Here is a 21,532-nt window from a genome sequence, read left to right as displayed (position 1 = left end):
GCCTGATCTCCAACGAAGTCGCCCCCTTCGGCGGCGTCAAGCAATCCGGCCTCGGGCGCGAAGGCTCGAAATACGGTATCGAGGAATACCTCGAAATCAAATACATCTGCAGCGCCATCTAGGCGCTCTCTTGTGGCCCGGGCCGCGGGGGCGGCCGGGCGTTTTCCACAATCAGGGAAGAGATGACATGACTGACGGCATCAAACCGTTCTCCTTCGATACGCCCGGCTCGCTGCTGGTCGAATGGGGTGGGGCCAAACGGATCGGCGAATTGCTTTCGGGCTGGTTCGAGGCGCGCAACCTGCTGATCGTGACGGACAAGTTCCTGCATCAGAACGGCGTGCTGGACCCGGCGAAGGCATCGCTGGAACAGGCGGGCTTCACCGTCACCGTCTTTGATGACGTGGTGGCCGATCCGCCGGAAGCGGTGCTGCTGTCCTGCGTCGATCAGGCGAAGGCCGCGGGCGCGGATATCGTTCTGGGTCTGGGCGGCGGGTCCTCGATGGATATCGCCAAGCTGGTGGCGGTGCTGCTGGTCTCGGATCAGGAGCTGTCGCAGCTTTACGGCATCGGCAAGGTCAAGGGCGGGCGTGTGCCTCTGGTGCAGGTGCCGACGACGGCGGGCACCGGGTCCGAGGTGACGAACATCACCATCCTGACCACCGGCGAAACCACCAAGATGGGCGTCGTCTCGCATCAGCTTTACGCCGACCGGGTGCTGCTGGATGCGGAACTGACCGTGGGGCTGCCCGCGATCCAGACGGCGGCGACGGGCATCGACGCGATGGTCCATGCGATCGAGGCCTTCACCGGCCAGCACAAGAAGAACATCCTGTCGGACGTCTTCGCGCGCGAGGCGTTGCGCCTGCTGACGCAAAACCTGATCGCCGCCTGCGAGGACGGCACCAACCGCGCGGCGCGCGAGGGGATGCTGCTGGGCGCGAACCTTGCCGGGCAGGCGTTCTCGAACAGCCCGGTCGGCGCGGTGCATGCGCTGGCCTATCCGCTTGGCGGGCATTACCACCTGCCGCACGGGCTGACCAATGCGCTGATGCTGGGGCCGGTTCTGCGCTTCAACATGACCGGCGCGGCGGAGCTGTATGCCGAACTCGCCGATGTCGTCATCGGCCCGTCGGACGAAGGCGTGCAGGCGCGCTCGGCCAATTTCGTGAACTTCATGCAGGATCTGATGGACCGCTCCGGCGCGCCGCTGAAGCTGCGCGAGGTGAAGGTGCCCGAGGCCGATCTGCCCATGCTCGCCCGCGACGCGATGGTGCAGCAGCGGCTGCTGATCAACAACCCCGTCGAGGTGACCGAGGCGGACGCCCTGCGTCTGTATCAGGAAGTCTACTGATCCGCACGAACGGGAGGCACGGCGCGATGCCGTGAGACCACAGCCGCATCCCTCCGGGGGTGCGGGCCGTCGGGCTATGCCCGCATATCACATCACATGACATGGGAGGGGAAACGCGCGGGGGGTTCATCCGCCGGCCTCTCCGAGGGACTGGAGAATTCACGTGACCATGCAACGCATTGACGGGCAGGAGCAGCCATACTGGCCCGCCGGCCCCTTCAAGATCCGATTGCCCTTCATCCATTACCGCTTCGAATGGCCCGATTATTGTCAGGGCCTGCTGATGTGCGCGGTGGACCTGTCGGCCATTCCGCTGATGACGGAACTGCTGGGGATGCCGTTCGAGGTGGCGCTGGCCGTCGTCATCCTGAACGGGTTGTTCTATCTGACCCACCACCTGCTGGGCGACCCCGTCATTCCGGGCTGGATCACCCCCGCGGTGCCGCTGATCATGGCCTATTGCGCCACCTTCCCCGAAGGGCCGGAGCGGGTCCACGCGCTGGTGTCGTTCCAGATGACATTGGGGATATTGTCCATCCTCATCGGCGCGACCGGGATGGCGCATCGGGTCGTTGCGGCGATTCCGCAGGCGATCAAGTCGGGGATCATCATCGGGGCCGGGTTCGCGGCGGTGATCTCGGTCTTCAAGATCGGCGGCAATTTCGACAAGTTCCCGTGGACGATCTCGATCTCGATCGGGCTGTGCTTCTTCCTGATGTTCTCGGTCGCGTTCAGCCGGATGTCGCGCAACGGCGGGGTCTGGGGCTTCATCGGCAAGCTCGGCATCCTGCCGTGCATCCTGCTGGCCGTGGTGATCGCGCCGATCTTCGGCGAGGCGCCCTGGCCGAAGCTGGAATGGAGTTTCTCGGCCCCCGATTTCCATAAACTCTGGGCGGAATACACGATCTTCGGTCTGGGCTTCCCGCCGCTGCACATGTTCGCGACGGCGATCCCGACGGCGGCGGCGGCCTATATCGTGCTGTTCGGCGATGTGCTGAAGACCCGCTCGATCATCCGCGACGCGCAGGAACACCGCCCGGATGAAAAGATCGACTACAATCCCGACCGCGCCCACCTGATCTTCGGCTCGCGCAACACGGCGATGTCGGTGCTTGGGCCCGATGTGACGATGTGCGGCCCGGCCTGGGCGGCGATGCAGGTGGTGATCTGCGAACGCTTCGCCAAGGGCCGCAAGTCGATGGATTCGCTGTTCGGGGGGCTGGGGTCGTTCCGCTGGGGCACGAATACCGGGCTGTTCCTGATGCCGATCGTGACGCTGGTGCAGCCGATCCTTGGCGTGGCGCTGACGCTGACGCTGCTGATCCAGGGCTATGTCTCGGTCCGCATCGGCGTGATGGAGGCGCGTTCGCAGCGCGACCTCGGCATCGCCGGGGTGACGGGGGCGGTTCTGGCCACGCGCGGCGCAAGCTGGGCCTTTGCGACCGGCGTGCTGCTGTGCGTGCTGATCTACGGGCGGCAGTTCTTCATGGGCGAGACCGACCGCACCTTCGTCAAGGACCAGAAGTAACCCTACCGATGCCCCCGCACAGGCGGGGACCTTAAAAAGGGGCCGTTCCCGATCCGGGGGCGGCCCCGATCTGTTTGCGCGTGGCTCTCGGGGGGTGCGGTTTGTCATCAAACCTTCATCCCGCCGTCGCTTCCTTGCAATGAGGGGGACGCATACGCCCCTCAGAAAAAGGAGCGTGGAATGACGCCTCAATCGGTTGAACTTCTGGGAATCGGCAAAGGCTTCGGGGGCAATGATGTCCTGAAGGGGATCGACCTTTCGATCCGTGCCGGAGAGTTCCTGTCCCTCGTCGGCATGTCGGGCTGCGGCAAATCCACCCTGCTGCGGATCATCGCCGGGCTCGAAGCGCCGGATCGCGGCACGGTTTCCATCGGCGGGCAGGACGTGACCGACGCGGATCCGAGCGACCGCAACCTTGCCATGGTGTTCCAGTCCTATGCGCTTTACCCGCATATGAGCGTGCGCCAGAACATCGCCACGCCGCTGCGGATGCGGCGGCTGTCGCTGGCGGGTCGGTTGCCGCTGATCGGGCGGATGATGGCGGATCGCGCGGTGCTGCGCGACATCGACGCCGCCGTCGAACAGGCGGCCGAGACGTTGCAGATCGCCCATCTGCTGGACCGCAAGCCCTCGCAGCTTTCGGGCGGGCAGCGGCAGCGGGTGGCGCTGGCGCGGGCGCTGGTGCGATCGCCCGCCGCCTTCCTGATGGACGAGCCCCTGTCTAACCTCGACGCCAAGCTGCGCGCCCATATGCGCGAGGAACTGGCCGGGCTGCACCGCCGGCTGGGCGCGACCTTCATCTATGTCACCCACGATCAGGTCGAGGCGATGACCATGTCCGACCGGATCGCCCTGATGTCCGAGGGCCGGATCGAGCAGTTGGGCACGCCCGACGAACTTTACCGCCGCCCCGCGACGCTGATGGTCGCGCGGTTCATCGGCACGCCTTCGATCAACCTCCTGCCGGTCGAGATCGGCGGGCAGGGGCAGGTCATGGCCTTTGGGCGGGATCTGGGGCTGCTGGCCGCCGCGCGGGATGCGGGGCCGGCGACGCTGGGGCTCAGGGCCGAGGATCTGCGCCCCGCCGCCGACGGGTTCGCGGTCCGCGTCCTGCGCAGCGAAACCCATGGGGCCGACCGTTTCGTCAGCTGCCACCTGCTGACCGACGACAGCGTGCGGATCACCCTGCGCCAAAGCGCGGACGAGGCGCTGGACGCGGATGCGGATGGCGTGCTGCGCCTTGGCTTCGCGCGGGACCGGGCGCATCTGTTCGGTGCCGACGGCCTGCGCCGCAGCCTGTCGCCGCGCGAACGGGTGGCGGCATGAGCGTCGCCGGGATTATCGCCGCCGCCCGGCCGCGCCTGTCGCAGACGGAACGGCGGATGATCCGCCGCGGGCTGATCTTCGCCGCGCCCGCGAGCCTCCTGCTGCTGGCGATCTACATCATCCCGATGATCGTGCTGGCCGGGTTCTCGGTCACGGATTATCAGCTTGGCGCGCTTTCCACCCGGTTCATCGGGCTGGAGAATTTCACCAATGCCTTCCACGATGCGGTCTTCCTGCGCGCGCTGCGGAATACGGTCATCTATGCGCTGATCGTCATCCCCTTCGGGGTGTTCCTCGGGCTGGGCATCGCGCTTCTGGTGCATGGCCGCAAGCGCAGCCGCGCCTTCTGGGAGGCCGCCTATTTCCTGCCGGTCACGGCGACGCTGGTGGCGATGGCGACGGTGTGGCAGTTCCTGCTGCATCCCTCGCTCGGCCCGGTGAACGCGGCGATCAAATGGCTGGGGTTCGAGCCGGTCGCCTTCCTCTCCACGCCCGAGCTGCTGATCCCGACGATGGCGATGATGGGGATCTGGCAGATCCTCGGCTTCAACATGGTGCTGTTTCTGGCCGGGCTGACCGCGATCCCGCAGGACCTGCACGAGGCCGCCCGTCTGGACGGCGCCAAGAACCCGATCGACCGCTTCCTGACCGTGACATGGCCGATGCTGGGGCCGACGACGCTGTTCGTCGTGGTGACCACTTCGATTTCCGCCTTCAAGGTGTTCGAGACGGTCGCCGTGCTGACCAAGGGCCGGTTCGGGTCCGAAACACTGCTGTTCGACCTTTACCTTGAAGGGTTCGAATATTCCAACACCGGCTATGCCGCGGCGCTGACGCTGATCTTCCTTGTGATCGTGCTGATCCTGTCGATCGGGCAGACGCTGCACATGGACCGGAAGGTGCATTACTGATGGCCGTCCTGCGCAAATATCTTCCGCATCTGGTGCTGGCGGCGGGCGCCTTCGTGATGCTGCTGCCGTTCTACTGGATGGTGCTGACCTCGATCCGTTCGCCGGCCGAGATCTTCGACGTCTCGCTCTGGCCGATCCCGGAAAAGTTCGACGCGGTCGAGAACTATTCCCGTGCGGCGGGGCAGGTGCCGATGGCGCGGTTCATGCTGAACGGGGTGATCGTATGCTTCGGCATCCTGTTCGTGCAGGTGCTGACCTCGGTCCCCGCGGCCTATGCGCTGGCGAAGCTGCGCTTTCCGGGCAAGCGGCTGCTGCTGTCGCTGGTGATCGCGGCGCTCTGCGTGCCGATTCAGGCGCTGGCGCTGCCCCTGTTCGTCGGGCTGGCCAAGGCCAATCTGCTGAACACCTATTTCGCGATGATGGCGCCCTTCTTCCTCTCGGTCTTTGCCATCTTCCTGTTCCACCAATCCTTCCGCAGCTATCCCGACGAGATCATCGAGGCCGCGCGGATGGACGGCTTTTCCGAGATGGAGATCTGCTGGCGGCTGGTGCTGCGCGGATCGCTGCCCTCGCTTGCCGCCTTCGCGGTGTTCTCGCTCGTCGCGCATTGGAACGACCTCTACTGGCCGATGATCGTGGTGTCGGACACCAACCTCGCCCCGCCGCCGCTTGGCATGCTGTTCTTCTCGGATGTCGAGTCGGGCGCGAACTATGGCGCGCTGATGGCGGGCGCCACGCTGATCACCGCCCCGATGGTGCTGTGCTTCCTGATCGCACGGCGGCACTTCATCGCGGGCATCACCATGACAGGGGTCAAGTGACCCCGCGTCTCCTTCCAACCACTCCGGAGATCGACATGAACATGAACCGACGCACCGCCGTCAGCAGCCTCGCCCTCGGGCTGGCGTTCGCGGGTCTTGGCCGCCCCGCCCTTGCCGCCGATGCGGTGACGCTGAACGTGCTGTACAACCTGCCGGGCTTCACCAAATTCCATCAGCCGCTGGCCGATGAATTCATGAAGAACAACCCCGAGGTCACGATCAACTTCCTCGCCCCGGCGGCGGGCTACAACGAGGGCCAGCAGCAGGTGCTGCGCGCCGCCGTCACCGGCAATCTGCCCGACGTCTATTTCTCGGGCTACAACCTGACGGCGGAGCTGGTGCATACGCTGGCGCCGCGCAACCAGATCACCGACCTTGCCCCCTTCATCGAGGCCGAGGGCGGTCAGGCCTTCCTCGATGAAAACTACTCGCCCAAGATGGCGGCGCTCGGCGTGATCGACGGCAAGCAATACGGGCTGCCGGTGAATGCCTCCTCGCCCATCATCTACGTCAACGCCGATCTGGTCGAAAAGGCGGGCGGCGATCCGACGAACATGCCGACCACTTTCCCCGAACTGATCGAACTGGCGGCGAAGATCCACGCGCTCGACCCCAAGATCGCCGGCATGGGCTATGACATCAACGGCTGGCCGGACGACTGGCTCTGGCAGGCGCTGATCTTTGAACAGGGCGGCACGTTGGTCGACGAGGCGACGAAGACCGTGGGTTTCGACAACGAGATCGGGCTGAACGCGCTGCAACTGTGCCGCCGTTTCGTGACCGAGGGTGGGCAGACGCTGCTCGACTGGGATCAGTCGCGCCAGCAGTTCGGCGCCGGGCTGACGGGCTTCATCTTCTCGACGCCCGCGCATGTGCAGACGGTCGAGGGGCTGGTGGGTGAACGCTTCCGGCTGACCACGGCGACCTTCCCGCTCGACAACAAGGAAACCGGCGGTGTGCCGACGGGCGGAAATTCGGCGGTGATCCTGACGCAGGACAGGGCGAAGCAGGAGGCCGCGTGGAAATATCTGAAGTGGATCACCGGCCCCGAGGCGCAGAACATCATCGTGCGCATCACCGGCTATCTGCCGACGAACAAGCGCGCCACCGGGCCGGACTATCTGGCACCCTATTACGCGGAACATCCGAACGTGAAAACGGCCTCGCTGCAGGCTGACCGCTCGTTGCCCTGGGCGGGTTATCCGGGCGGGGATTCGGTCCGCATCTGGCGCACGCAGCGCGACATCATCGGCACCGTCATGCGCGGCGAGGTGACGCCCGAGGCCGGGCTGAAGCAGATCGTCGAAGCCACCAATGGCCTGATGAAGTAGTTTCGACACCGAATGCCCGGGGAGGGGGCCGAGAGGGCGCATAGGGGGCGCTGCCCCCTCGCCCGTCGGGCATTCGGGGGGACGCCCTTCCACGGGAAGGCCGCCTGATCCGCCTCATCCCCGGGATATTTATGGAAAGCCGACAGGCAGCCGGCCCGGGCGGTTTTGACTATGCTCCGGGCTCACCGGACAGCCGGGCGGAGGTCGCCCCCGGTTCCTTCTGAAAGACATGCCATGAAAATCATCCAGTTGACCGATACCCACCTGATGCCGCCGGGCACCGTGGTGAACGGCGTGGACCCTGAAAAGCAGTTGCGCGCCGCGGTGGCCGATATCGTCGCCCGGCACGCGGATACCGACCTGCTGGTGATGACCGGCGATCTGTGCAACGACGGCGACCCGGCAGCCTATGCGCTGCTGCGCGACATTCTGGCGCCGGTGCCCTTCGCCGTGCGGCTGATGCTGGGCAACCACGACCGGCGGCCCGAATTCGTCGCCGCCTTCCCGGAACAGCCGCGCGACGACAACGGCTATATCCAGTCCTTCATCGACACCGATTTCGGGCGGGTGCTGTTCCTCGACAGCCACGAGCCCGGGGTGATCGGCGGGATCTATGGCGCGGACCGGATGGTCTGGCTCGATCAGGCGCTGAATGGCGCGGGCGCGCTGCCGGTGACGGTCTTCATCCACCATCCGCCGTTCGATGCCGGTATCGCCCATTTCCTCAAGATCGGCATGCATGACGACGGGGCGGTCATGCGCCGCCTTGCCACCCATCCCGCGGGGATCCGGCATATCGTCTTTGGCCATATCCATGTGCCGCTTGCCGGGACCAGCCCCGAGGGGATCGCCTACAGTTCGGGGCAGGCCTGTTCGCACCGCTTCATCACCGATCCCGACGCGCGCGATCCGTGGTGGACCGGCGGCAATCCCTGCTACCGGATCATCCGGCTCGACGCCCACGGGCTGCGCGCCTACAGCGCCGAGGTGGGGCAGGTCCCGACGACACAGGCACCGATCTGCGAAGGCCCGTGATCCCGCGCGCCACGCCGCTTCTGCTTTCGTGTTTCCATAAATATCCCGGGGGTGAGCCCGGAACGGGCGAGGGGGCTGGCCCCCTTTCCCACCCATCCCCCCGAGCGCGATATCCATTCTGGAACTTCCCCGGCAGGGCGTTGCCGAAACTGCCGGTCCGCCCGCCCGCGCAGCGGGTCCGCGTGATCTGAACCCCGGCTTGCGCAAGAACTCCGCCCGGGCGCCCTCATGCTGTTCGCGAAACAGGCTGTTGTCACATTATCATGGCGCTGCCGCGGGGGCCGCTCTGGCGGGCCCATCCCCGGCCTGTTACAGAGGGTTCATGCCAGACTGAGGAAGGGAGCCCATGGATATTAGACGTCTTAGGTCCTTCATCACCATCGTCGATATGGGCAGCATCACCCGTGCGGCGGACATGCTGCATATCGCGCAACCCGCGCTGAGCCAGCAGCTTGCGTCGCTAGAAACGCATTTCAGGCAAAAGCTGCTGATCCGCAGCCAGCAGGGCGTGATGCTGACCGAGGCCGGAAAGGTCGTCTACCGCCATGCGCAGGTCATCCTGCGGCAGATGGATCAGGCGCAGGCGGATGCGCTGACGGCGGGACAGGTGCTGCACGGGCGGGTTTCCGTGGGGCTCGCGCCCTTCAGCATGGCGGCGTCCCTGTCTGTCCGGCTGTTTTCCGAAATGCGGCAGCGGCATCCGGGGATCTTGCTGCATATCGTCGAAAGCACCGGGCAGGCCTATTCGCAACTGATCATGAACGGCAGGCTGGAACTCGCGCTTCTGCACGGGCAGGGGCCGATCAAGGGGGTGAAGATGCAGCCCCTCGGGCGGGAGACGTTCGTTCTGGTGGCGCGCAGGGGGATGGTCGAGGCGCCGGGGCCGCTGACCGTCGCGCAGCTGTCGGGGCTGCCGATGCTGCTGCCGCCGTCCTACAATTTCGTCCGGCGGGCGATCGACGTGGCCTTTGCCCGCAGCCGGAGCGAGCTGAACGTCATCGGCGAATTCGAGGCCGTCCGGACCCTGTCGCGCGCGGTGAACGAGGGGCTGGGCGCGACCATCATGCCCAATGCCATCGCCGACCGGATCGTGTCGGAGGGCGAGGAGATCGAGACGTTTCAGGTCCACAGCCCGTCGATGAGCGAAGTGGTCTCGCTCTGCGTGTCGGACCAGATCCCGCTGTCGGAACCGGCGACGGCGGTGCGCGACCTGCTGCTGGAGCTGACCGCGCATCTGGAACTGTAGCGCGGCCGCTTACAGCATCGGCTCCTTGCGGCAGTTGACCAGCAGTTCCGCCACCGACAGCGTGTTCGGAACCCGCAGCAGGAAGTCCACCATCTGGGCGAGATCCTCGGGCTGGGTCATGTCGGCGCGGGGGATTTCGGTTTCCTGCGCGGTCATGTCCGTGGCGATATAACCGGGGCAGAGCGCGGTGGCCCGCACGCCCTTGTCCCATCCCTCCTGCCGGATGCCGTGGGTCAGGGCGACGACGGCGAATTTCGTCATCGCATAGCCGACGTTGCTGCCCACCCGCCGTCCGGCGAGCGAGGCCACGTTGATCACCCGCCCCGATCCCGAGGCGACCAGATACGGCATCGCCGCGCGGCTGACGCGCAGGGGGCCTTTGACGTTGATCCGCCACATGGCGTCCAGCGCCTCCTCGCCCTCGTCCATCACCCGGACGCGGGGATTGATCCCGGCGCAGTTGACCAGCGCGTCGATCCGCCCGTGTTCCGCCACGGTGGCCGCGGCCCAGGCTTCGGCGGCGCCGTCTTCCTCGGCGTCATAGCGGCTGACGGTCAGGCGTTCTGCGGGTGCCAGCCGGTCGGGGTTCCGCACCCCGGCCGAGACGGTGAAGCCCGAAGCCAGAAGGGCCTGCGTGATCGACAGCCCCAGCCCGCGTGCCGCGCCGGAGACCATGACCACCCGGCCTTGCGGATCCAGCATCATTTCAGCCCCGCGCAGAAAGCCTCGATCCGGTCGCAGCCCTCGACCAGCCGCTCCATCGAGGTGGCGTAGGACAGGCGGAAGAAGGGGCTCATGCCATAGGCCGCGCCGTGGACGGTGACGACCTGCTGTTCCTCGATCAGGGCGAGGACGAAATCGCGGTCGGTCTCGATCTTGCGCCCGCCCGCCGTCGTGCGCCCGATCAGGGCCGAGATGTTCGGGAACAGGTAGAAGGCGCCCTCGGGCTTGTGGCAGGAAATGCCCTTGATCGCGTCGAGCCGCGCCTGCACGTAGTCGCGCCGCTCGCGGTAGATCGCCGCGCGTTCCTTCAGCAGGTCCTGCGGCCCGTCCAGAACGGCGACCGCTGCCGCCTGCGTGACCGTGGCGACGCCGCCCGCGTTCTGGGTGTTGACGTTGCTCATCGCCTTGACCAGATCCGCCGGGCCGCCGCAGAAGCCGAGCCGCCAGCCGGTCATCGCATAGGCCTTGGACACGCCGTTGACCGTCAGCGTGCGGTCATACAGCCGCGGCTCGACCTCGGCGATCGTGCAGAACCCGAAATCGTCGTAGACCAGATGTTCATACATGTCGTCGGTCATGATCCAGACATGCGGATGACGCAGCATCACCTCGGCGATGGCCGCCATCTCGGCGCGCGAGCAGGCGGCGCCGGTGGGGTTGTTCGGGAAATTCAGGATCAGCCATTTGGTCTTGGGCGTGATCGCGGCGTCCAGATCCTCGGCGCGCAGCTTGAAGCCGTTCTCCTGCGGGCAGGCGACCGGCACGGGAATGCCGCCGGCGAAGCGCACGATATCGGCATAGCTGATCCAGGACGGCGAGGGGATCACCACCTCGTCGCCCGGATTCACCGTCGCCATGATGGCGTTGAAGATGATCTGCTTGCCGCCGCCCGCCGTCAGGATCTGCGAGATGTCGTAGTCGAGATTGTTGTCGCGCTTGAACTTGCGCTGAATGGCGGCGCGCAGGGCGGGGGTGCCGTCGGTCGGCGGGTATTTCGTATCGCCCGCCAGCGCCGCGGCATGGGCGGCCTCGATGGCGTTGTCGGGGGTGGGGAAGTCCGGCTCGCCCGTCGACAGGCCGATGACCCGGATGCCCTGCGCGGCAAGGTCGCGGGCCTTCTGGGTCATCTCGACCGAGGCGGAAACGGAAACGGAATTGAGGCGGTCGGCAATCGCGGGCATGTCGTGGATCCGTTTCTCAGGCGTTGCGTTTGGCGAAATTGAGCCCGCCCAGAACCTGTTTGGTCGGCAGGATTTCCATGAAGGCCACGTTCATCCGTTGCGGCGAGCCGACGGCGAAGGCGATGGCCTCGGCGATATCCTCGGGCTTGAGGGATTCGTATTCGTCGAAGAAGCGCCGCTTGGCTTCCTCCATGTCGCCCAGAAGACGGCCGAAGACCTCGGTCTCGACGCGGGCAGGCGAGATTTCGGTGACCCGCACCTGCGTGCCGTAAAGATGGACGCGCAGCTGCTGGCACAGCGAATGCACACCGGCCTTGGAGGCGTGATAGGCGGTGTTCCCGCCCGGAAAGGCGTAATGCCCGGCGATGGAGCTGATGTTGACCACATGGCCCCGGTCGCGCGCGACCATCCCCGGCACGAACAGCCGCACCATGTGCATCACCGATTTCAGGTTGATGTCGAGCAGCGCATCCACATCCTCGGCCGTGGTGTTCAGGATGTCGCCCTTGCGCGACTGGCCCGCGTTGTTGATCAGCACGTCCACCTCGACCTCGGCCGCGAGCTTTTCGAGCGCGTCGTTGTCATCCACGCTGATCGCATGGAACCGGCAGCCGGTTTCCTCGGACAGGGCGCGGAGCCGGTCCTCGTTCCGGGCGAGCGCATGGACCTCAAGGCCCTCGCGCGTCAGGCGGCGCACGATCCCGGCGCCGATTCCCGATGAGGCGCCCGTCACGAGCGCGGTTTTATAGGCGGAAAAGTCCATGTCGCGTCCCCTCATTGCGCGGCCCATGCCCGGAACGGGGCAAGGCATCCTGCGCTGCGCGATCACCGTAAAGGCAAAGCCGGGGGGCATTCCAATACAGCTTCACTGTGGCGCCATATCGGAAATCAATGGGTTCGCCGAAGGGGTCGCGGGACCCCGGCGCATAAATCTGCGCGATGACGGCAGAAGCAAAAAATATTATGAACGGGTGCGGCGGATCCATAAAGATCACTGCATCGGAAGCCCACCGGGGCCGCCGAACAGCGCGCCAAGCCAACCGATACGGCTGCTTATTTTTATAAATAGATCATCACGTGGGCTAAGGTCAAGGAAAACGCGCGATACGCGCAACCTTTTTGTGCAACTTTGAAACGGGGAGACGAAATGGCCAAGGAAATCCCGGCACGGGCGCAGGTCCGCCGCGATATGGCGGAAACCGGATACGCGGCGCACCCTGCGGTGGCGGTCGCATGAAAGTCATGGATACCGAAACGGGCAAGATCCCCGGCACGGCGGGCGCCGTGACGCGCGACACCCCGGGCGGGTGGCTGCGCCGTCAGGTCGTCGGATCGCCGAACTGGATGATCCTGCCGCTGCTGATCTTCCTCACCGTCTTCTTCTTCATGCCGGCGATCAAGCTGATGCTGTTCTCGGTCATGACGCAGGATCCGCAGGGACGCATCGGCACGCCGCTGACGCTGTCGCATTATGTCCGCTTCTTTCAGGTCTCGCTTTATACCGACGTGCTCTGGACCACGATCCGGATCAGCATCATCACCTCGGTGATCGCGGCGATCCTGGCCTATCCGGTGGCGATCGTGCTGGTGCGCGGCAATATCATGGTGACGCGCATCGTGACGCTGATCATCATCGCGCCGCTCGCGGTCAGCGTGGTGGTGCGGGCCTATGGCTGGCAGCTCATCCTCGGCAACGGGCCGACGGGGCTCTTGAACTACGTGCTGCTCAATCTCGGCCTGATTTCCGAGCCGCTGGCGCTGCTGTTTTCGCCGGTCGCGGTCGTCGTCGGCTCGCTGCACATCTTCTTTCCGATGATGGTGCTGCCGCTGGCCTCGGCGCTGGGCAAGATCGACCCGAACCTCGAACAGGCGGGGCGCACGCTTGGCGCGCCGGCGTGGAAGGTGTTCCTGCGGATCACCCTGCCGCTGAGCCTGCCGGGTCTTGTCGCGGGGGTGACGCTGGTCTTTTCGCTGTCGGCGGGGGCCTATGTGATCCCGGCGCTGATCGGCGGTCCGTCGTCGCAGATGCTGGGCAACATGGTCGAACAGCAGATCATCGCGGTCTACGACTGGCCGTTCGGCGCGACCATCGCCACGATCCTCGTCCTTATCGTCCTTGCCATCAACGCCCTGTCCATGCGGCTTCTGGGCGGGCGCCGTATCCGGGAGATCCAGAAATGAGCGGCAAACTCACCGGCACCTCGGCCGTCATGCTCTATCTGATCACCGCAGGGATGATGGCCTTCGTGCTGTGCCCCATCGTGCTGATCGTCATCATCTCCTTCTCGGACGGGTATTTCGTCAGCTTCCCGCCGACCGGGTTCACCACCTCGTGGTATGTCTCGGTGTTCCAGAATCCGGAGTTCACCGGCGCGCTGCTGTTCAGCTTTGTCCTCGCGGTCGGGACGACGCTGCTGTCGCTGCTGCTGGGTGTGCCCGCAGCCTTCGCCATCGTGCGGGGGAATTTCCCCGGGCGGGCGCTGTGCAAGGGGCTGCTGCTGTCGCCGCTGATCTTTCCGGTGCTGATCACGGGGCTCGCGCTCCTGCAGCTGTTTTCCAGCTACGGCTGGTCGACGGTCAAGCTGAACCTGCTGATCGCGCATACGGTCGTGACCTCGCCCTATGTGATCCGCACCGTGCTGACCAGCCTCGAACTGGTGAACCCCTCGCTTGAGGAAGCCGCCCGCACCCTGGGCGCGACCCGCTGGCAGACCTTCCGCCGGGTGATCTTTCCGCAGATCGCGCCGGGGATCGCGTCGGGGGCCATCTTCTGCTTCATGGTCAGCTTCGACAACTATCCGGTCTCGATGTGGCTCGCCGATTCCGCGAACACCCCGGTTCCGGTCGTGCTCTATCGCCAGATCGGCACGGTGTTCGACCCGTCCGTCGCCACGATGTCCAGCATCATCATCGGGCTATCCGCCGTCGTCGTCCTCGCGCTTGACCGGATGGTCGGGCTGCGCCGCGCGATGGCCATGTGATCCAGTGATCCAATCAGACCAACAGTGAGGGAAATGAAATGACGAAACTCATCCTGAACCGCCGCCGCTTTTTGCATGCCTCGGCCGCGGCGACGCTTGCGACCCCCTATTTCTACACCGCCGCCTCGGCGCAGGACCGGGTGTTGCAGGTCGGCGTCTACAACTCGGCGCAGGGCGGGCTCATCAAGAAAGAGGTCCTGCCCGCCTTTGAAAAGGAATTCGGCTGCAAGGTGCTGACGACCGAGGGCGCGACGCTCGCCAATATCGCCAGCCTGCGCGCCACGCGCGACAATCCGGTCTACAGCGTCATGTCGATGGATGACGTGGGCTTCCCGCAGGCCAAGGCCGAGGGGCTGATCGAAGAGCTGCCGATGGACGAGATCCCGAATCTCGCCAATGTCTATCCGCGCTACCTGTTCGAGGAAAACTACGGCGTCGGCTTTGCCGTCTCGATCGCGGGGCTGTTCATCAACCCGCAGATGTCGAAGCCGATCGAAAGCTATGCGGAAATCTTTGAACCCAAATACGCCCGCAAGATGATACTGAACACGCCGAAGAACACGCAAAGCGTGCTGATGCTGATCGTCGCCTCGGCGCTGGCCACGGGCAAGTCCCTGCAGGAAGCGCAATACATGACCGACGAAGGCTGGGCGCGGCTTGCCGATCTGAAGCCGAACGTGCTGACCATCTATGACGGCGAGGCGCAGGTGATGATGGTGGCGCAGGGTCAGGCGACGGTCGGCGGCATCGAATATTCCAAGGCGATCTATCCGCATACCCGCAAGGGCGTGCCGATCGACATGACCTATCCGAAGGAAGGCGCCTTCACCGGCATCAACGGCATCGCGCTGGTCAAGGGCGCGCCGCAGCGCGAACTGGGCCTTGCGTGGATCGACCGGCTGCTGTCGCCCGAGGTGCAGAAGATGCTGGCCGAGGCGACGCTGTCCGCGCCGACCGTCAAGGGGGTCGAATTCTCGGACGACAGCCTGAAATACTTGGCCTATCCGGAAACCCGGATGGAAGAGCTGAACCTCTTCACCCCGGACTGGAACTACATCATCCCGCGCCGGGCCGAATGGCTCGAAAAATACAACCAGACCTTTGCAGGCTGAGGAGGCGACATGGAATCCGTCGAAGTCCGGCTCGAACACCTGACCAAGGAATACAACAACAGCTTCGTCGCGGTCGACAACGTGACGCTGACCGTCGGCGCGGGGGAACTGCTTGCGCTGCTCGGGCCTTCGGGCTGCGGCAAGACCACCTGCCTGCGGATGATCGCCGGTCTGGTCGACCCGACCTCGGGGGAAATCGTGATCGGCGGCAAGCCGATCACGAAGACGCCGGTGCACCGGCGCAACATGGGCATGCTGTTCCAGAACTACGCGCTGTTCCCGCACATGACCGTTGCGGAAAACGTCGCCTTCGGGCTGGAGATGCGCAAATTCTCCCGCTCGGAACGCGAGGACAAGGTCCGCAAGGCGCTGGATCTGGTCAAGCTCGGTCATCTCGCCGACCGCATCCCCTCGCAGCTTTCGGGCGGGCAGCAGCAGCGTGTGGCGCTGGCCCGCGCGCTGGTGATCGAACCGTCGATGCTGCTGCTGGACGAACCTCTGGGCGCGCTGGACAAGTCGCTGCGCGAACAGATGCAGCTGGAAATCCGCCATCTGCAACAGCGTCTGGGCCTGACCACGATCATGGTCACCCACGATCAGGACGAGGCGCTGACCATGGCCGACCAGATCGCCGTCATGCGGGCCGGGCAGATGGAACAGATCGCCTCGGCGACCGAGATCTATCAGCGCCCCGCCACGCAATTCGTCGCGGGCTTCATCGGCGCCTCGAACTTCTTCGAGGCCGAGGAGGTTTCGCGCGACGGCCGCCGGGCGCAGCTGGTGACCACCTCGGGCATTCCGCTCGACGTGACGAACATGCGGCTGGTGACGAAGCGGGTGATGGTGACGATCCGCCCCGAGGCGATCACCGTGCGGCCTTTGGGCGCCGAAGATCCGGTCGCCGCGCCGAACACCGCCGTCGCGGTGGTGGAACAGGTCGTCTATCGGGGCTTCATGCTGCACTACTACCTGCGGATGGATGACGGCACCGAGGTCATCGCCTACCGCCAGACCCAGACCGAGGGATGGGGCCCCGTCTCCGCCGTTGGCGACCGGGTGCGGATCAGCTGGGATGCGGACAGCAACCACGTCGTGCCGCTGGTCGCGGAAGCCGCCGCCGCCTGAACCACGGCCGCCAATGAAAAAGGCCCGCTCGGACGAGCGGGCCTTTTGCGTTGCCGGGGAGGGCGGTTCAGGCAAGAACCTCGCGCGCCGGGGCGACAGTGCCGCCCGCGGCCTCGATCTCGCTGCGCACGATGCGGGCAAGGTCGAGCGAGCCGGGCGTGTCGCTGTGGATCAGGATCGAGCGCGCCCGCACCGGCAGGATGTTCCCCTCGATCGTTGTGACCGTCGCTTCGGTCAGGAACTGCCGCACCCGCGCGCGGACGGCGGGTTCGGCGGTGATGACCGAATTCGGCACGCCGCGCGGCACCAGATGGCCCTGCGCGTCATAGGCCCGGTCGGCAAGGAACAGGGTCAGCGTCTTCAGCCCGGCGGCCTTGGCGGCGCGCTCGACCTCGGTGTCCGGCATGGAAAACACGATCAGATCGGGATCGACCGCCTTGATCGCCGCGATGCACAGATCGGCCAGCGCCGGATCGCGGTTGATCATGTTGCCCATCGCCGCGTGGAAGCTGACATGGGACACGCGCGTGCCCTCGGCCTTCGCGATCGCCGTCAGCGCGCCGATCTGATACAGCATCTGCTGGCGGATCTCGTCATGCGAAAAGGGCAGCTCGCGCCGGCCGAAGCCCTGCAGGTCGGGCAGGCCGGGATGCGCCCCGATGCCGACGCCGCGCGCCTTTGCCTGACGGACCATGCGCGTCATGATCTGCGGATCACCGGCGTGGAAGCCGCAGGCGATATTGGCCGAGGACACCACCCCCATCAGCGCGTCGTCATCCGTCACCCGGAAAACGCCGAAGCCCTCGCCCATGTCGGAATTGAGGTCAATCTTCATCCTTGTTCCTTCCCTGTCGCCCGGCCATCCCGGCCAGCGCATCTGTGACCATTGCCGCCGTGTGGCGGATGTCGGAAAGCCATGCCTCGACCGCCTTTTCGGCGGCGATGGCGGTGGCGACATCCGAGCGTTCCAGCCGGATCCGGCTGCCGATCCGCGCCTGACCCAGCCGCCACAGGTCGATCTCGATCACCCCGGCGATCTTGGGATAGCCGCCCGCGGTGTTGGCGTCGCTCATCTGGATGATCGGCTCGCCCGCCGGGGGGACCTGCACCACGCCCGGAACCAGCCCGTGCGAGCGCATCTCGACCGGCGTGTCGGGGTGGATCGGATCGCCCGACAGCCGGTAGCCGGTGCGGTTGCTTTGCGCCGAGATCTTCCATTCCTGCGCCCAGAACCGTTCCGCATCGCGCCCGAACAGGTCATGCTCGCCCGAGGGCAGGGCCCGCAGCACCAGCGTGCCGGTCTCGTCGCGGGCGGGGAAATATGCGGCCAGCGCAGTTTCGGGCGGCACCACGCCAAGGCCCGTGGCAGGCAGGTCGGGCGGGGGGGCGGTGCAGGCCGCCAGCCGGTCGCCCTGTTGCAGCGCGCGCCCGTCGAGCCCGCCGAAATCGCCGCGCAGGGCCGTCGAGCGCGATCCCAGCACCACCGGCACATCGATGCCGCCCGCGATGGCCAGATAGCTCCGCGCGCCGCTGACCGGGGCGGTCAGGTCGAGCACCTGCCCGGCGCGCACCGGCAGCGCCCACCACGGCGGCAGCGGCATGCCGTCCAGAACCGGCCGGCAATCGGCGCCGGTGATGGCGATCGCGCCGTCCTGATCGAACCGCAGGCGGAAGGGGAAGGTCTGCACCTCGACCGCCGCGGCGGTCTCGGCATTGCCCAGCAGGAGGTTGGCCGCGCGCAGGGCCAGCGGGTCCATCGCGCCGCTCGTCGTCACGCCGACGTTGCGGTAGCCGAAACGCCCCAGATCCTGCACCGTGTTCAGCGGGCCGGTTGCCAGTATCTCCATCACAGCTCGATCCTCTCGGGCAGAAAACGCACCGTATCGCCCGGCGCCATCAATGCGGGATGGGCGGCATGGGGGTCGAAGACCTCGATCTCGGCATAGCCGAGCGCGTTCCAGCCGTTCGGCCCGGTCAGCACCGACACCCCGGCCTGCATCCCGCCGATGGTCACCGTGCCCCTCGGCATGTTCAGCGAGGGCACCTTCTTGCGCGGCATGAAGATCGCGGGATCGAGCCCGTGCAGATAGCCGAACCCGGGCGCCGAGCCGAGCGCGAAGACCGTGTAGGTCCGCGCGTGATGGCGGGCGATCACCTCGGCGGCGGGCAGGCCGCTGAAATCGCAGATCGCGGGCAGGTCGGCGCCCATCTCGCCGCCGTAATGCACGGGGATCTCGATCAGGCGGCCGGGGCGGTCCAGCTCGGCGCTTGCGGCCCATGCGTCGCGCAGGCGGGTCAACACTGCCTGCGGATCGGCGGGGGTGGCCTTCAGCAGCACCAGCAGGTTGGTCATGCCCGGCACGAGTTCCTGCACGTCGGGCTGCGCTTCCAGCGCCTGTGCCAGCGCCCAGATCCGCCGTTGCGCGGGCAGATCGAACGCACCGGGTGCCTCGACCAGAAAGGCCCGGCTGCCGATCATCGATATTTTCGCCGCTTCGGTCGCGGCGGCGATCGCGGGGGTGGCTAGGGTGTTCATTTCGCCTCCAGCGAAAGGAGAGTGTCGCCATGACCGGCCAGCGCGCCGTCGGCGGCCGTCCGGCCCGTCACATGCCCGGCCGTGGGCGCGGGAACGGGCACGAGGATCGGCCCGACCTGCACGAAGGCCGCCGCCTCGCCCGCCGCCACATCCGTGACCGCAGCGCGCAGGGGATGGGCGTTCAGCACCTGCCCGGCGATGGGCGCGGTGACGGCGGTCGCCTGCGGGCGCGAGACTTCGGCCACCGCGCCCACCCGGACGACGACGCGGGTGCCCTCATGCTCGATCTCGATCGAACTCAGCGACGCCGCTTCGAGCCAATGCGCGAGGTTCAGAAGCGTTTCGGGATCCGTCAGCCTGTCCATCATGCCTTCCCTCGCGTGCGGAGCCAGTGCTCCAGATGGTGGATATCCGTCCCGCCCTTGCAGAACGCCGGATCGCGGAAGATGGCGCGGTGCAGGGGCAGGTTCGTCTCGATCCCGTCGATGCGCATGTCATCGAGCGCCGCGCGCATCCGTTCGATGGCCTGATCGCGGTCGGGCGCATGGACGATCACCTTGGCGATCAGCGAATCGTAGAAAGGCGAGATCCGGTAGCCTTCCTCGATATGCGTATCGACGCGCACCCCGGGGCCCGAGGGCAGGTGCAGCCCGGTGATGACCCCCGGAGAGGCCGCGAAGGTTTCCGGGTTCTCGGCGTTGATGCGGCATTCAAAGGCGTGGCCGGTGCAGGTCACGTCGTCTTGTGTGAAGCCAAGCGGCTGGCCCATCGCGGCCCTGAGCTGTTCCACCACGATGTCGGTGCCCGAGGTCATTTCCGTCACCGGATGTTCGACCTGAAGGCGGGTGTTCATCTCGATGAAATAGAACTCGCCGTTCTCGTAGAGGAATTCGAAGGTGCCGACGCCGCGATAGCCGATGCGCTGGCAGGCCTCGACGCAGCTTGCGCCGACGCGGGCGGCGATCTCGGCGGGGATGCCGGGGGCGGGGGCTTCCTCGACCACCTTCTGGTGGCGGCGCTGCATCGAACAGTCGCGGTGACCCAGCCAGACCGCATGGCCATGCGCGTCGCACAGCACCTGAATCTCGACATGGCGGGGATGTTCGAGGAACTTCTCGATATACAGCGCGGGGGAGCCGAAGGCGTTGCGCGCTTCCTCGCGGGTGATGGCGACGGAATCGGCGAGCTCCGCCGCCGTGGCGACCACGCGCATCCCGCGCCCGCCGCCCCCGCCCGCGGCCTTGACGATGACCGGATAGCCGATCTCGTCGGCGATGCGGGCGATCAGCGCGGGGTCGTCGGGCAAGGCCTCGTCGGGGCCCGGGACGCAGGGCACGCCGGCCTCGAGCATCGCGCGCTTGGCCGCGATCTTGTCGCCCATCGTGCGGATGGCGGAGGAGGGCGGGCCGACGAAGGTCAGCCCCTCGGCCTCGATCGCCTCGGCGAAACCGGCGTTTTCCGACAGGAAGCCATAGCCCGGATGGATCGCCCCGGCCCCCGACACCCGCGCGGCCAGCAGGATCGCCGGGATGTTCAGGTAGCTTTTCGAGGCTTTCGCCGGGCCGATGCACAGGAACAGGTCGGAGCGCGGCCCGTAGGGCGCATCCCGGTCGGCGGTGGAACAGATGGCGACGCTGCGCAGCCCCAGATCCGCGCAGGCGCGCCGGATGCGTTCCGCGATTTCGCCGCGATTGGCGATCAGGACGGTATCGAAGGCAGTCATGCGTATTCCACCAAGGGCTGGTCGACGTCCACCTCGGCGCCGTCCTCGAACAGGATGCGGGCGATGGTGCCCGCGCGGTCGGCGGCGATGACGCTGAAGACCTTCATCGCCTCGATGACGCAGAGGGGCTGGCCCGGTTCCACCTTGTCGCCCGGCGACACGAAGGGCGCGGCGCCCGGATTCGGGGTGGCGTGGACGATGCCGAACATCGGCGCGCGGATGGAATGGGGCGCCTCTTTCGGTGGCGGCGGCGCGACGGTCGCCGATGCCTCGGGGGCGGCCTCGCCGCGCAGGATGCGCACGGTCGTGCCCTCTTCCGAAACGACCAGCTCGGCCAGACGGGACTGGCCGAATATCTCGATGAGGGACCTGATTTTTGAAATATCCATATCGGCCTGCAGCAGTGGAGGGACGGTTCCGCGCCCCTGTTGACGACGCGGGCTTTTGTGCGGGGTGTTGCCCGGAATTAACACAAACATCCGGCTGATAGGGTCAGACAACTTTCCAATGGATGCGGATCAGAGGTTCACAGGCGGCACCGGGAATGATGAGTAGCAGGGGTCGCGCGGCCCACCCGTGCGCTCGCTTCCCGGAGGTCC

General features: G+C 66.2%; 22 protein-coding genes. 13 read left to right on the top strand and 9 right to left on the bottom strand.

Features of this window, described 5'->3' with window-relative positions; all coding sequences use genetic code 11:
• The 9 genes from D2T30_RS08535 to nac form a co-directional block, all read left to right on the top strand.
• Window positions 1-122: aldehyde dehydrogenase family protein (locus tag D2T30_RS08535; RefSeq protein ID WP_128208515.1), on the top strand; the 122-nt coding region annotated here is incomplete at its 5' end.
• A 65-nt stretch (window positions 123-187) separates the two neighbouring features.
• Window positions 188-1,354 (top strand): iron-containing alcohol dehydrogenase, encoded by a 1,167-nt coding sequence (locus D2T30_RS08530; RefSeq protein ID WP_128208514.1) that lies wholly within the window; start codon window positions 188-190, stop codon window positions 1,352-1,354.
• Window positions 1,355-1,517: 163 nt separating this feature from the next.
• Window positions 1,518-2,882: a hypothetical protein gene (locus tag D2T30_RS08525; RefSeq protein WP_206612744.1), complete on the top strand. Its 1,365-nt coding sequence runs from the start codon at window positions 1,518-1,520 to the stop codon at window positions 2,880-2,882.
• Window positions 2,883-3,062: 180 nt separating this feature from the next.
• Window positions 3,063-4,208, top strand: coding sequence for an ABC transporter ATP-binding protein (locus D2T30_RS08520; protein ID WP_128208513.1), 1,146 nt, complete (start codon window positions 3,063-3,065; stop codon window positions 4,206-4,208).
• The gene (locus D2T30_RS08515) at window positions 4,205-5,119 is read left to right on the top strand and encodes a carbohydrate ABC transporter permease (RefSeq protein ID WP_128181563.1); all 915 of its coding nucleotides are present in this window, start codon (window positions 4,205-4,207) and stop codon (window positions 5,117-5,119) included. The genes D2T30_RS08520 and D2T30_RS08515 overlap by 4 nt, the downstream gene beginning before the upstream one ends.
• Window positions 5,119-5,940 carry a carbohydrate ABC transporter permease gene (locus tag D2T30_RS08510; protein WP_128181561.1) on the top strand — a complete coding sequence of 274 codons (822 nt, stop codon included), beginning with the start codon at window positions 5,119-5,121 and terminating at the stop codon, window positions 5,938-5,940. The genes D2T30_RS08515 and D2T30_RS08510 overlap by 1 nt, the downstream gene beginning before the upstream one ends.
• A 35-nt stretch (window positions 5,941-5,975) precedes the next feature.
• Entirely contained in the window at window positions 5,976-7,271 is a 1,296-nt protein-coding gene (locus D2T30_RS08505) for an ABC transporter substrate-binding protein (RefSeq protein ID WP_128208512.1), read from the top strand.
• Window positions 7,272-7,505: 234 nt separating this feature from the next.
• On the top strand, window positions 7,506-8,306 hold the full coding sequence (locus tag D2T30_RS08500) for a phosphodiesterase (RefSeq protein WP_128208511.1): 801 nt from the start codon (window positions 7,506-7,508) through the stop codon (window positions 8,304-8,306).
• A 346-nt stretch (window positions 8,307-8,652) separates the two neighbouring features.
• On the top strand, window positions 8,653-9,552 hold the full coding sequence (gene nac / locus D2T30_RS08495) for a nitrogen assimilation transcriptional regulator NAC (protein ID WP_128208510.1): 900 nt from the start codon (window positions 8,653-8,655) through the stop codon (window positions 9,550-9,552).
• 9 nt (window positions 9,553-9,561) lie between these two features.
• Here nac and D2T30_RS08490 read toward each other — a convergent pair whose 3' ends face one another.
• Genes D2T30_RS08490 through D2T30_RS08480 form a run of 3 tightly spaced genes read right to left on the bottom strand, consistent with a single transcriptional unit; the run spans window position 9,562 to window position 12,219 of the window.
• Entirely contained in the window at window positions 9,562-10,254 is a 693-nt protein-coding gene (locus D2T30_RS08490) for an SDR family NAD(P)-dependent oxidoreductase (RefSeq protein WP_128208520.1), read from the bottom strand.
• A complete protein-coding gene (locus tag D2T30_RS08485) occupies window positions 10,254-11,456 on the bottom strand; it encodes a pyridoxal phosphate-dependent aminotransferase (RefSeq protein ID WP_128208509.1) in 1,203 nt (400 codons plus the stop codon). The genes D2T30_RS08490 and D2T30_RS08485 overlap by 1 nt, the downstream gene beginning before the upstream one ends.
• A 16-nt stretch (window positions 11,457-11,472) precedes the next feature.
• Window positions 11,473-12,219, bottom strand: a complete 747-nt coding sequence (locus D2T30_RS08480) for an SDR family oxidoreductase (protein WP_128208508.1) — start codon at window positions 12,217-12,219, stop codon at window positions 11,473-11,475.
• A gap of 470 nt (window positions 12,220-12,689) precedes the next feature.
• Between D2T30_RS08480 and D2T30_RS08475 the strand changes: the two genes are divergently transcribed.
• From D2T30_RS08475 to D2T30_RS08460, 4 genes are read left to right on the top strand one after another with little or no spacing between them, the layout of a single operon-like run.
• The gene (locus D2T30_RS08475; protein ID WP_206612743.1) at window positions 12,690-13,637 is read left to right on the top strand and encodes an ABC transporter permease; all 948 of its coding nucleotides are present in this window, start codon (window positions 12,690-12,692) and stop codon (window positions 13,635-13,637) included.
• Window positions 13,634-14,437, top strand: a complete 804-nt coding sequence (locus D2T30_RS08470) for an ABC transporter permease (RefSeq protein WP_128208507.1) — start codon at window positions 13,634-13,636, stop codon at window positions 14,435-14,437. The genes D2T30_RS08475 and D2T30_RS08470 overlap by 4 nt, the downstream gene beginning before the upstream one ends.
• Before the next feature lie 38 nt (window positions 14,438-14,475).
• Window positions 14,476-15,549 (top strand): extracellular solute-binding protein, encoded by a 1,074-nt coding sequence (locus tag D2T30_RS08465; RefSeq protein WP_128208506.1) that lies wholly within the window; start codon window positions 14,476-14,478, stop codon window positions 15,547-15,549.
• A gap of 9 nt (window positions 15,550-15,558) precedes the next feature.
• Window positions 15,559-16,674, top strand: a complete 1,116-nt coding sequence (locus D2T30_RS08460; RefSeq protein ID WP_128208505.1) for an ABC transporter ATP-binding protein — start codon at window positions 15,559-15,561, stop codon at window positions 16,672-16,674.
• 67 nt (window positions 16,675-16,741) lie between these two features.
• Here the strand turns inward: D2T30_RS08460 and D2T30_RS08455 are convergent, their stop codons facing one another.
• From D2T30_RS08455 to D2T30_RS08430, 6 genes are read right to left on the bottom strand one after another with little or no spacing between them, the layout of a single operon-like run.
• Window positions 16,742-17,509 carry a 5-oxoprolinase subunit PxpA gene (locus tag D2T30_RS08455; protein ID WP_128208504.1) on the bottom strand — a complete coding sequence of 256 codons (768 nt, stop codon included), beginning with the start codon at window positions 17,507-17,509 and terminating at the stop codon, window positions 16,742-16,744.
• Window positions 17,499-18,521 (bottom strand): 5-oxoprolinase subunit C family protein, encoded by a 1,023-nt coding sequence (locus D2T30_RS08450; RefSeq protein WP_206612888.1) that lies wholly within the window; start codon window positions 18,519-18,521, stop codon window positions 17,499-17,501. Before D2T30_RS08450 ends, D2T30_RS08455 begins: the two co-directional genes overlap by 11 nt.
• Window positions 18,521-19,210 (bottom strand): 5-oxoprolinase subunit PxpB, encoded by a 690-nt coding sequence (gene pxpB, locus D2T30_RS08445; protein ID WP_128208502.1) that lies wholly within the window; start codon window positions 19,208-19,210, stop codon window positions 18,521-18,523. Before pxpB ends, D2T30_RS08450 begins: the two co-directional genes overlap by 1 nt.
• Window positions 19,207-19,575: a hypothetical protein gene (locus D2T30_RS08440; protein ID WP_128181533.1), complete on the bottom strand. Its 369-nt coding sequence runs from the start codon at window positions 19,573-19,575 to the stop codon at window positions 19,207-19,209. Before D2T30_RS08440 ends, pxpB begins: the two co-directional genes overlap by 4 nt.
• Window positions 19,575-20,933 carry an acetyl-CoA carboxylase biotin carboxylase subunit gene (gene accC, locus D2T30_RS08435; protein ID WP_128208501.1) on the bottom strand — a complete coding sequence of 453 codons (1,359 nt, stop codon included), beginning with the start codon at window positions 20,931-20,933 and terminating at the stop codon, window positions 19,575-19,577. The genes D2T30_RS08440 and accC overlap by 1 nt, the downstream gene beginning before the upstream one ends.
• Entirely contained in the window at window positions 20,930-21,322 is a 393-nt protein-coding gene (locus tag D2T30_RS08430) for an acetyl-CoA carboxylase biotin carboxyl carrier protein (protein WP_128208500.1), read from the bottom strand. Before D2T30_RS08430 ends, accC begins: the two co-directional genes overlap by 4 nt.
• Between the last annotated feature and the right edge of the window lie 210 nt (window positions 21,323-21,532).

The organism is Paenirhodobacter populi (assembly GCF_004022215.1).
Taxonomy (GTDB): Bacteria; Pseudomonadota; Alphaproteobacteria; order Rhodobacterales; family Rhodobacteraceae; genus Rhodobacter; species Rhodobacter populi.
Note: the sequence above shows the minus strand (reverse complement) of the source record. Positions and strands in the feature narration are given on the sequence as shown.

What these genes read in the sequence shown, in the direction of transcription:
- D2T30_RS08475 (WP_206612743.1), top strand. Translation starts at nt 12,690, where the DNA reads ATGAAAGTCATGGATACCGAAACGGGCAAGATCCCCGGCACGGCGGGC.
- D2T30_RS08470 (WP_128208507.1), top strand. Translation starts at nt 13,634, where the DNA reads ATGAGCGGCAAACTCACCGGCACCTCGGCCGTCATGCTCTATCTGATC.
- D2T30_RS08465 (WP_128208506.1), top strand. Translation starts at nt 14,476, where the DNA reads ATGACGAAACTCATCCTGAACCGCCGCCGCTTTTTGCATGCCTCGGCC.
- accC (WP_128208501.1), bottom strand. Translation starts at nt 20,933, where the DNA reads ATGACTGCCTTCGATACCGTCCTGATCGCCAATCGCGGCGAAATCGCG.
- D2T30_RS08515 (WP_128181563.1), top strand. Translation starts at nt 4,205, where the DNA reads ATGAGCGTCGCCGGGATTATCGCCGCCGCCCGGCCGCGCCTGTCGCAG.
- D2T30_RS08455 (WP_128208504.1), bottom strand. Translation starts at nt 17,509, where the DNA reads ATGAAGATTGACCTCAATTCCGACATGGGCGAGGGCTTCGGCGTTTTC.
- pxpB (WP_128208502.1), bottom strand. Translation starts at nt 19,210, where the DNA reads ATGAACACCCTAGCCACCCCCGCGATCGCCGCCGCGACCGAAGCGGCG.
- D2T30_RS08440 (WP_128181533.1), bottom strand. Translation starts at nt 19,575, where the DNA reads ATGGACAGGCTGACGGATCCCGAAACGCTTCTGAACCTCGCGCATTGG.
- D2T30_RS08510 (WP_128181561.1), top strand. Translation starts at nt 5,119, where the DNA reads ATGGCCGTCCTGCGCAAATATCTTCCGCATCTGGTGCTGGCGGCGGGC.
- D2T30_RS08430 (WP_128208500.1), bottom strand. Translation starts at nt 21,322, where the DNA reads ATGGATATTTCAAAAATCAGGTCCCTCATCGAGATATTCGGCCAGTCC.
- D2T30_RS08450 (WP_206612888.1), bottom strand. Translation starts at nt 18,521, where the DNA reads ATGGAGATACTGGCAACCGGCCCGCTGAACACGGTGCAGGATCTGGGG.
- nac (WP_128208510.1), top strand. Translation starts at nt 8,653, where the DNA reads ATGGATATTAGACGTCTTAGGTCCTTCATCACCATCGTCGATATGGGC.
- D2T30_RS08505 (WP_128208512.1), top strand. Translation starts at nt 5,976, where the DNA reads ATGAACATGAACCGACGCACCGCCGTCAGCAGCCTCGCCCTCGGGCTG.
- D2T30_RS08460 (WP_128208505.1), top strand. Translation starts at nt 15,559, where the DNA reads ATGGAATCCGTCGAAGTCCGGCTCGAACACCTGACCAAGGAATACAAC.
- D2T30_RS08480 (WP_128208508.1), bottom strand. Translation starts at nt 12,219, where the DNA reads ATGGACTTTTCCGCCTATAAAACCGCGCTCGTGACGGGCGCCTCATCG.
- D2T30_RS08530 (WP_128208514.1), top strand. Translation starts at nt 188, where the DNA reads ATGACTGACGGCATCAAACCGTTCTCCTTCGATACGCCCGGCTCGCTG.
- D2T30_RS08485 (WP_128208509.1), bottom strand. Translation starts at nt 11,456, where the DNA reads ATGCCCGCGATTGCCGACCGCCTCAATTCCGTTTCCGTTTCCGCCTCG.
- D2T30_RS08490 (WP_128208520.1), bottom strand. Translation starts at nt 10,254, where the DNA reads ATGCTGGATCCGCAAGGCCGGGTGGTCATGGTCTCCGGCGCGGCACGC.
- D2T30_RS08500 (WP_128208511.1), top strand. Translation starts at nt 7,506, where the DNA reads ATGAAAATCATCCAGTTGACCGATACCCACCTGATGCCGCCGGGCACC.
- D2T30_RS08520 (WP_128208513.1), top strand. Translation starts at nt 3,063, where the DNA reads ATGACGCCTCAATCGGTTGAACTTCTGGGAATCGGCAAAGGCTTCGGG.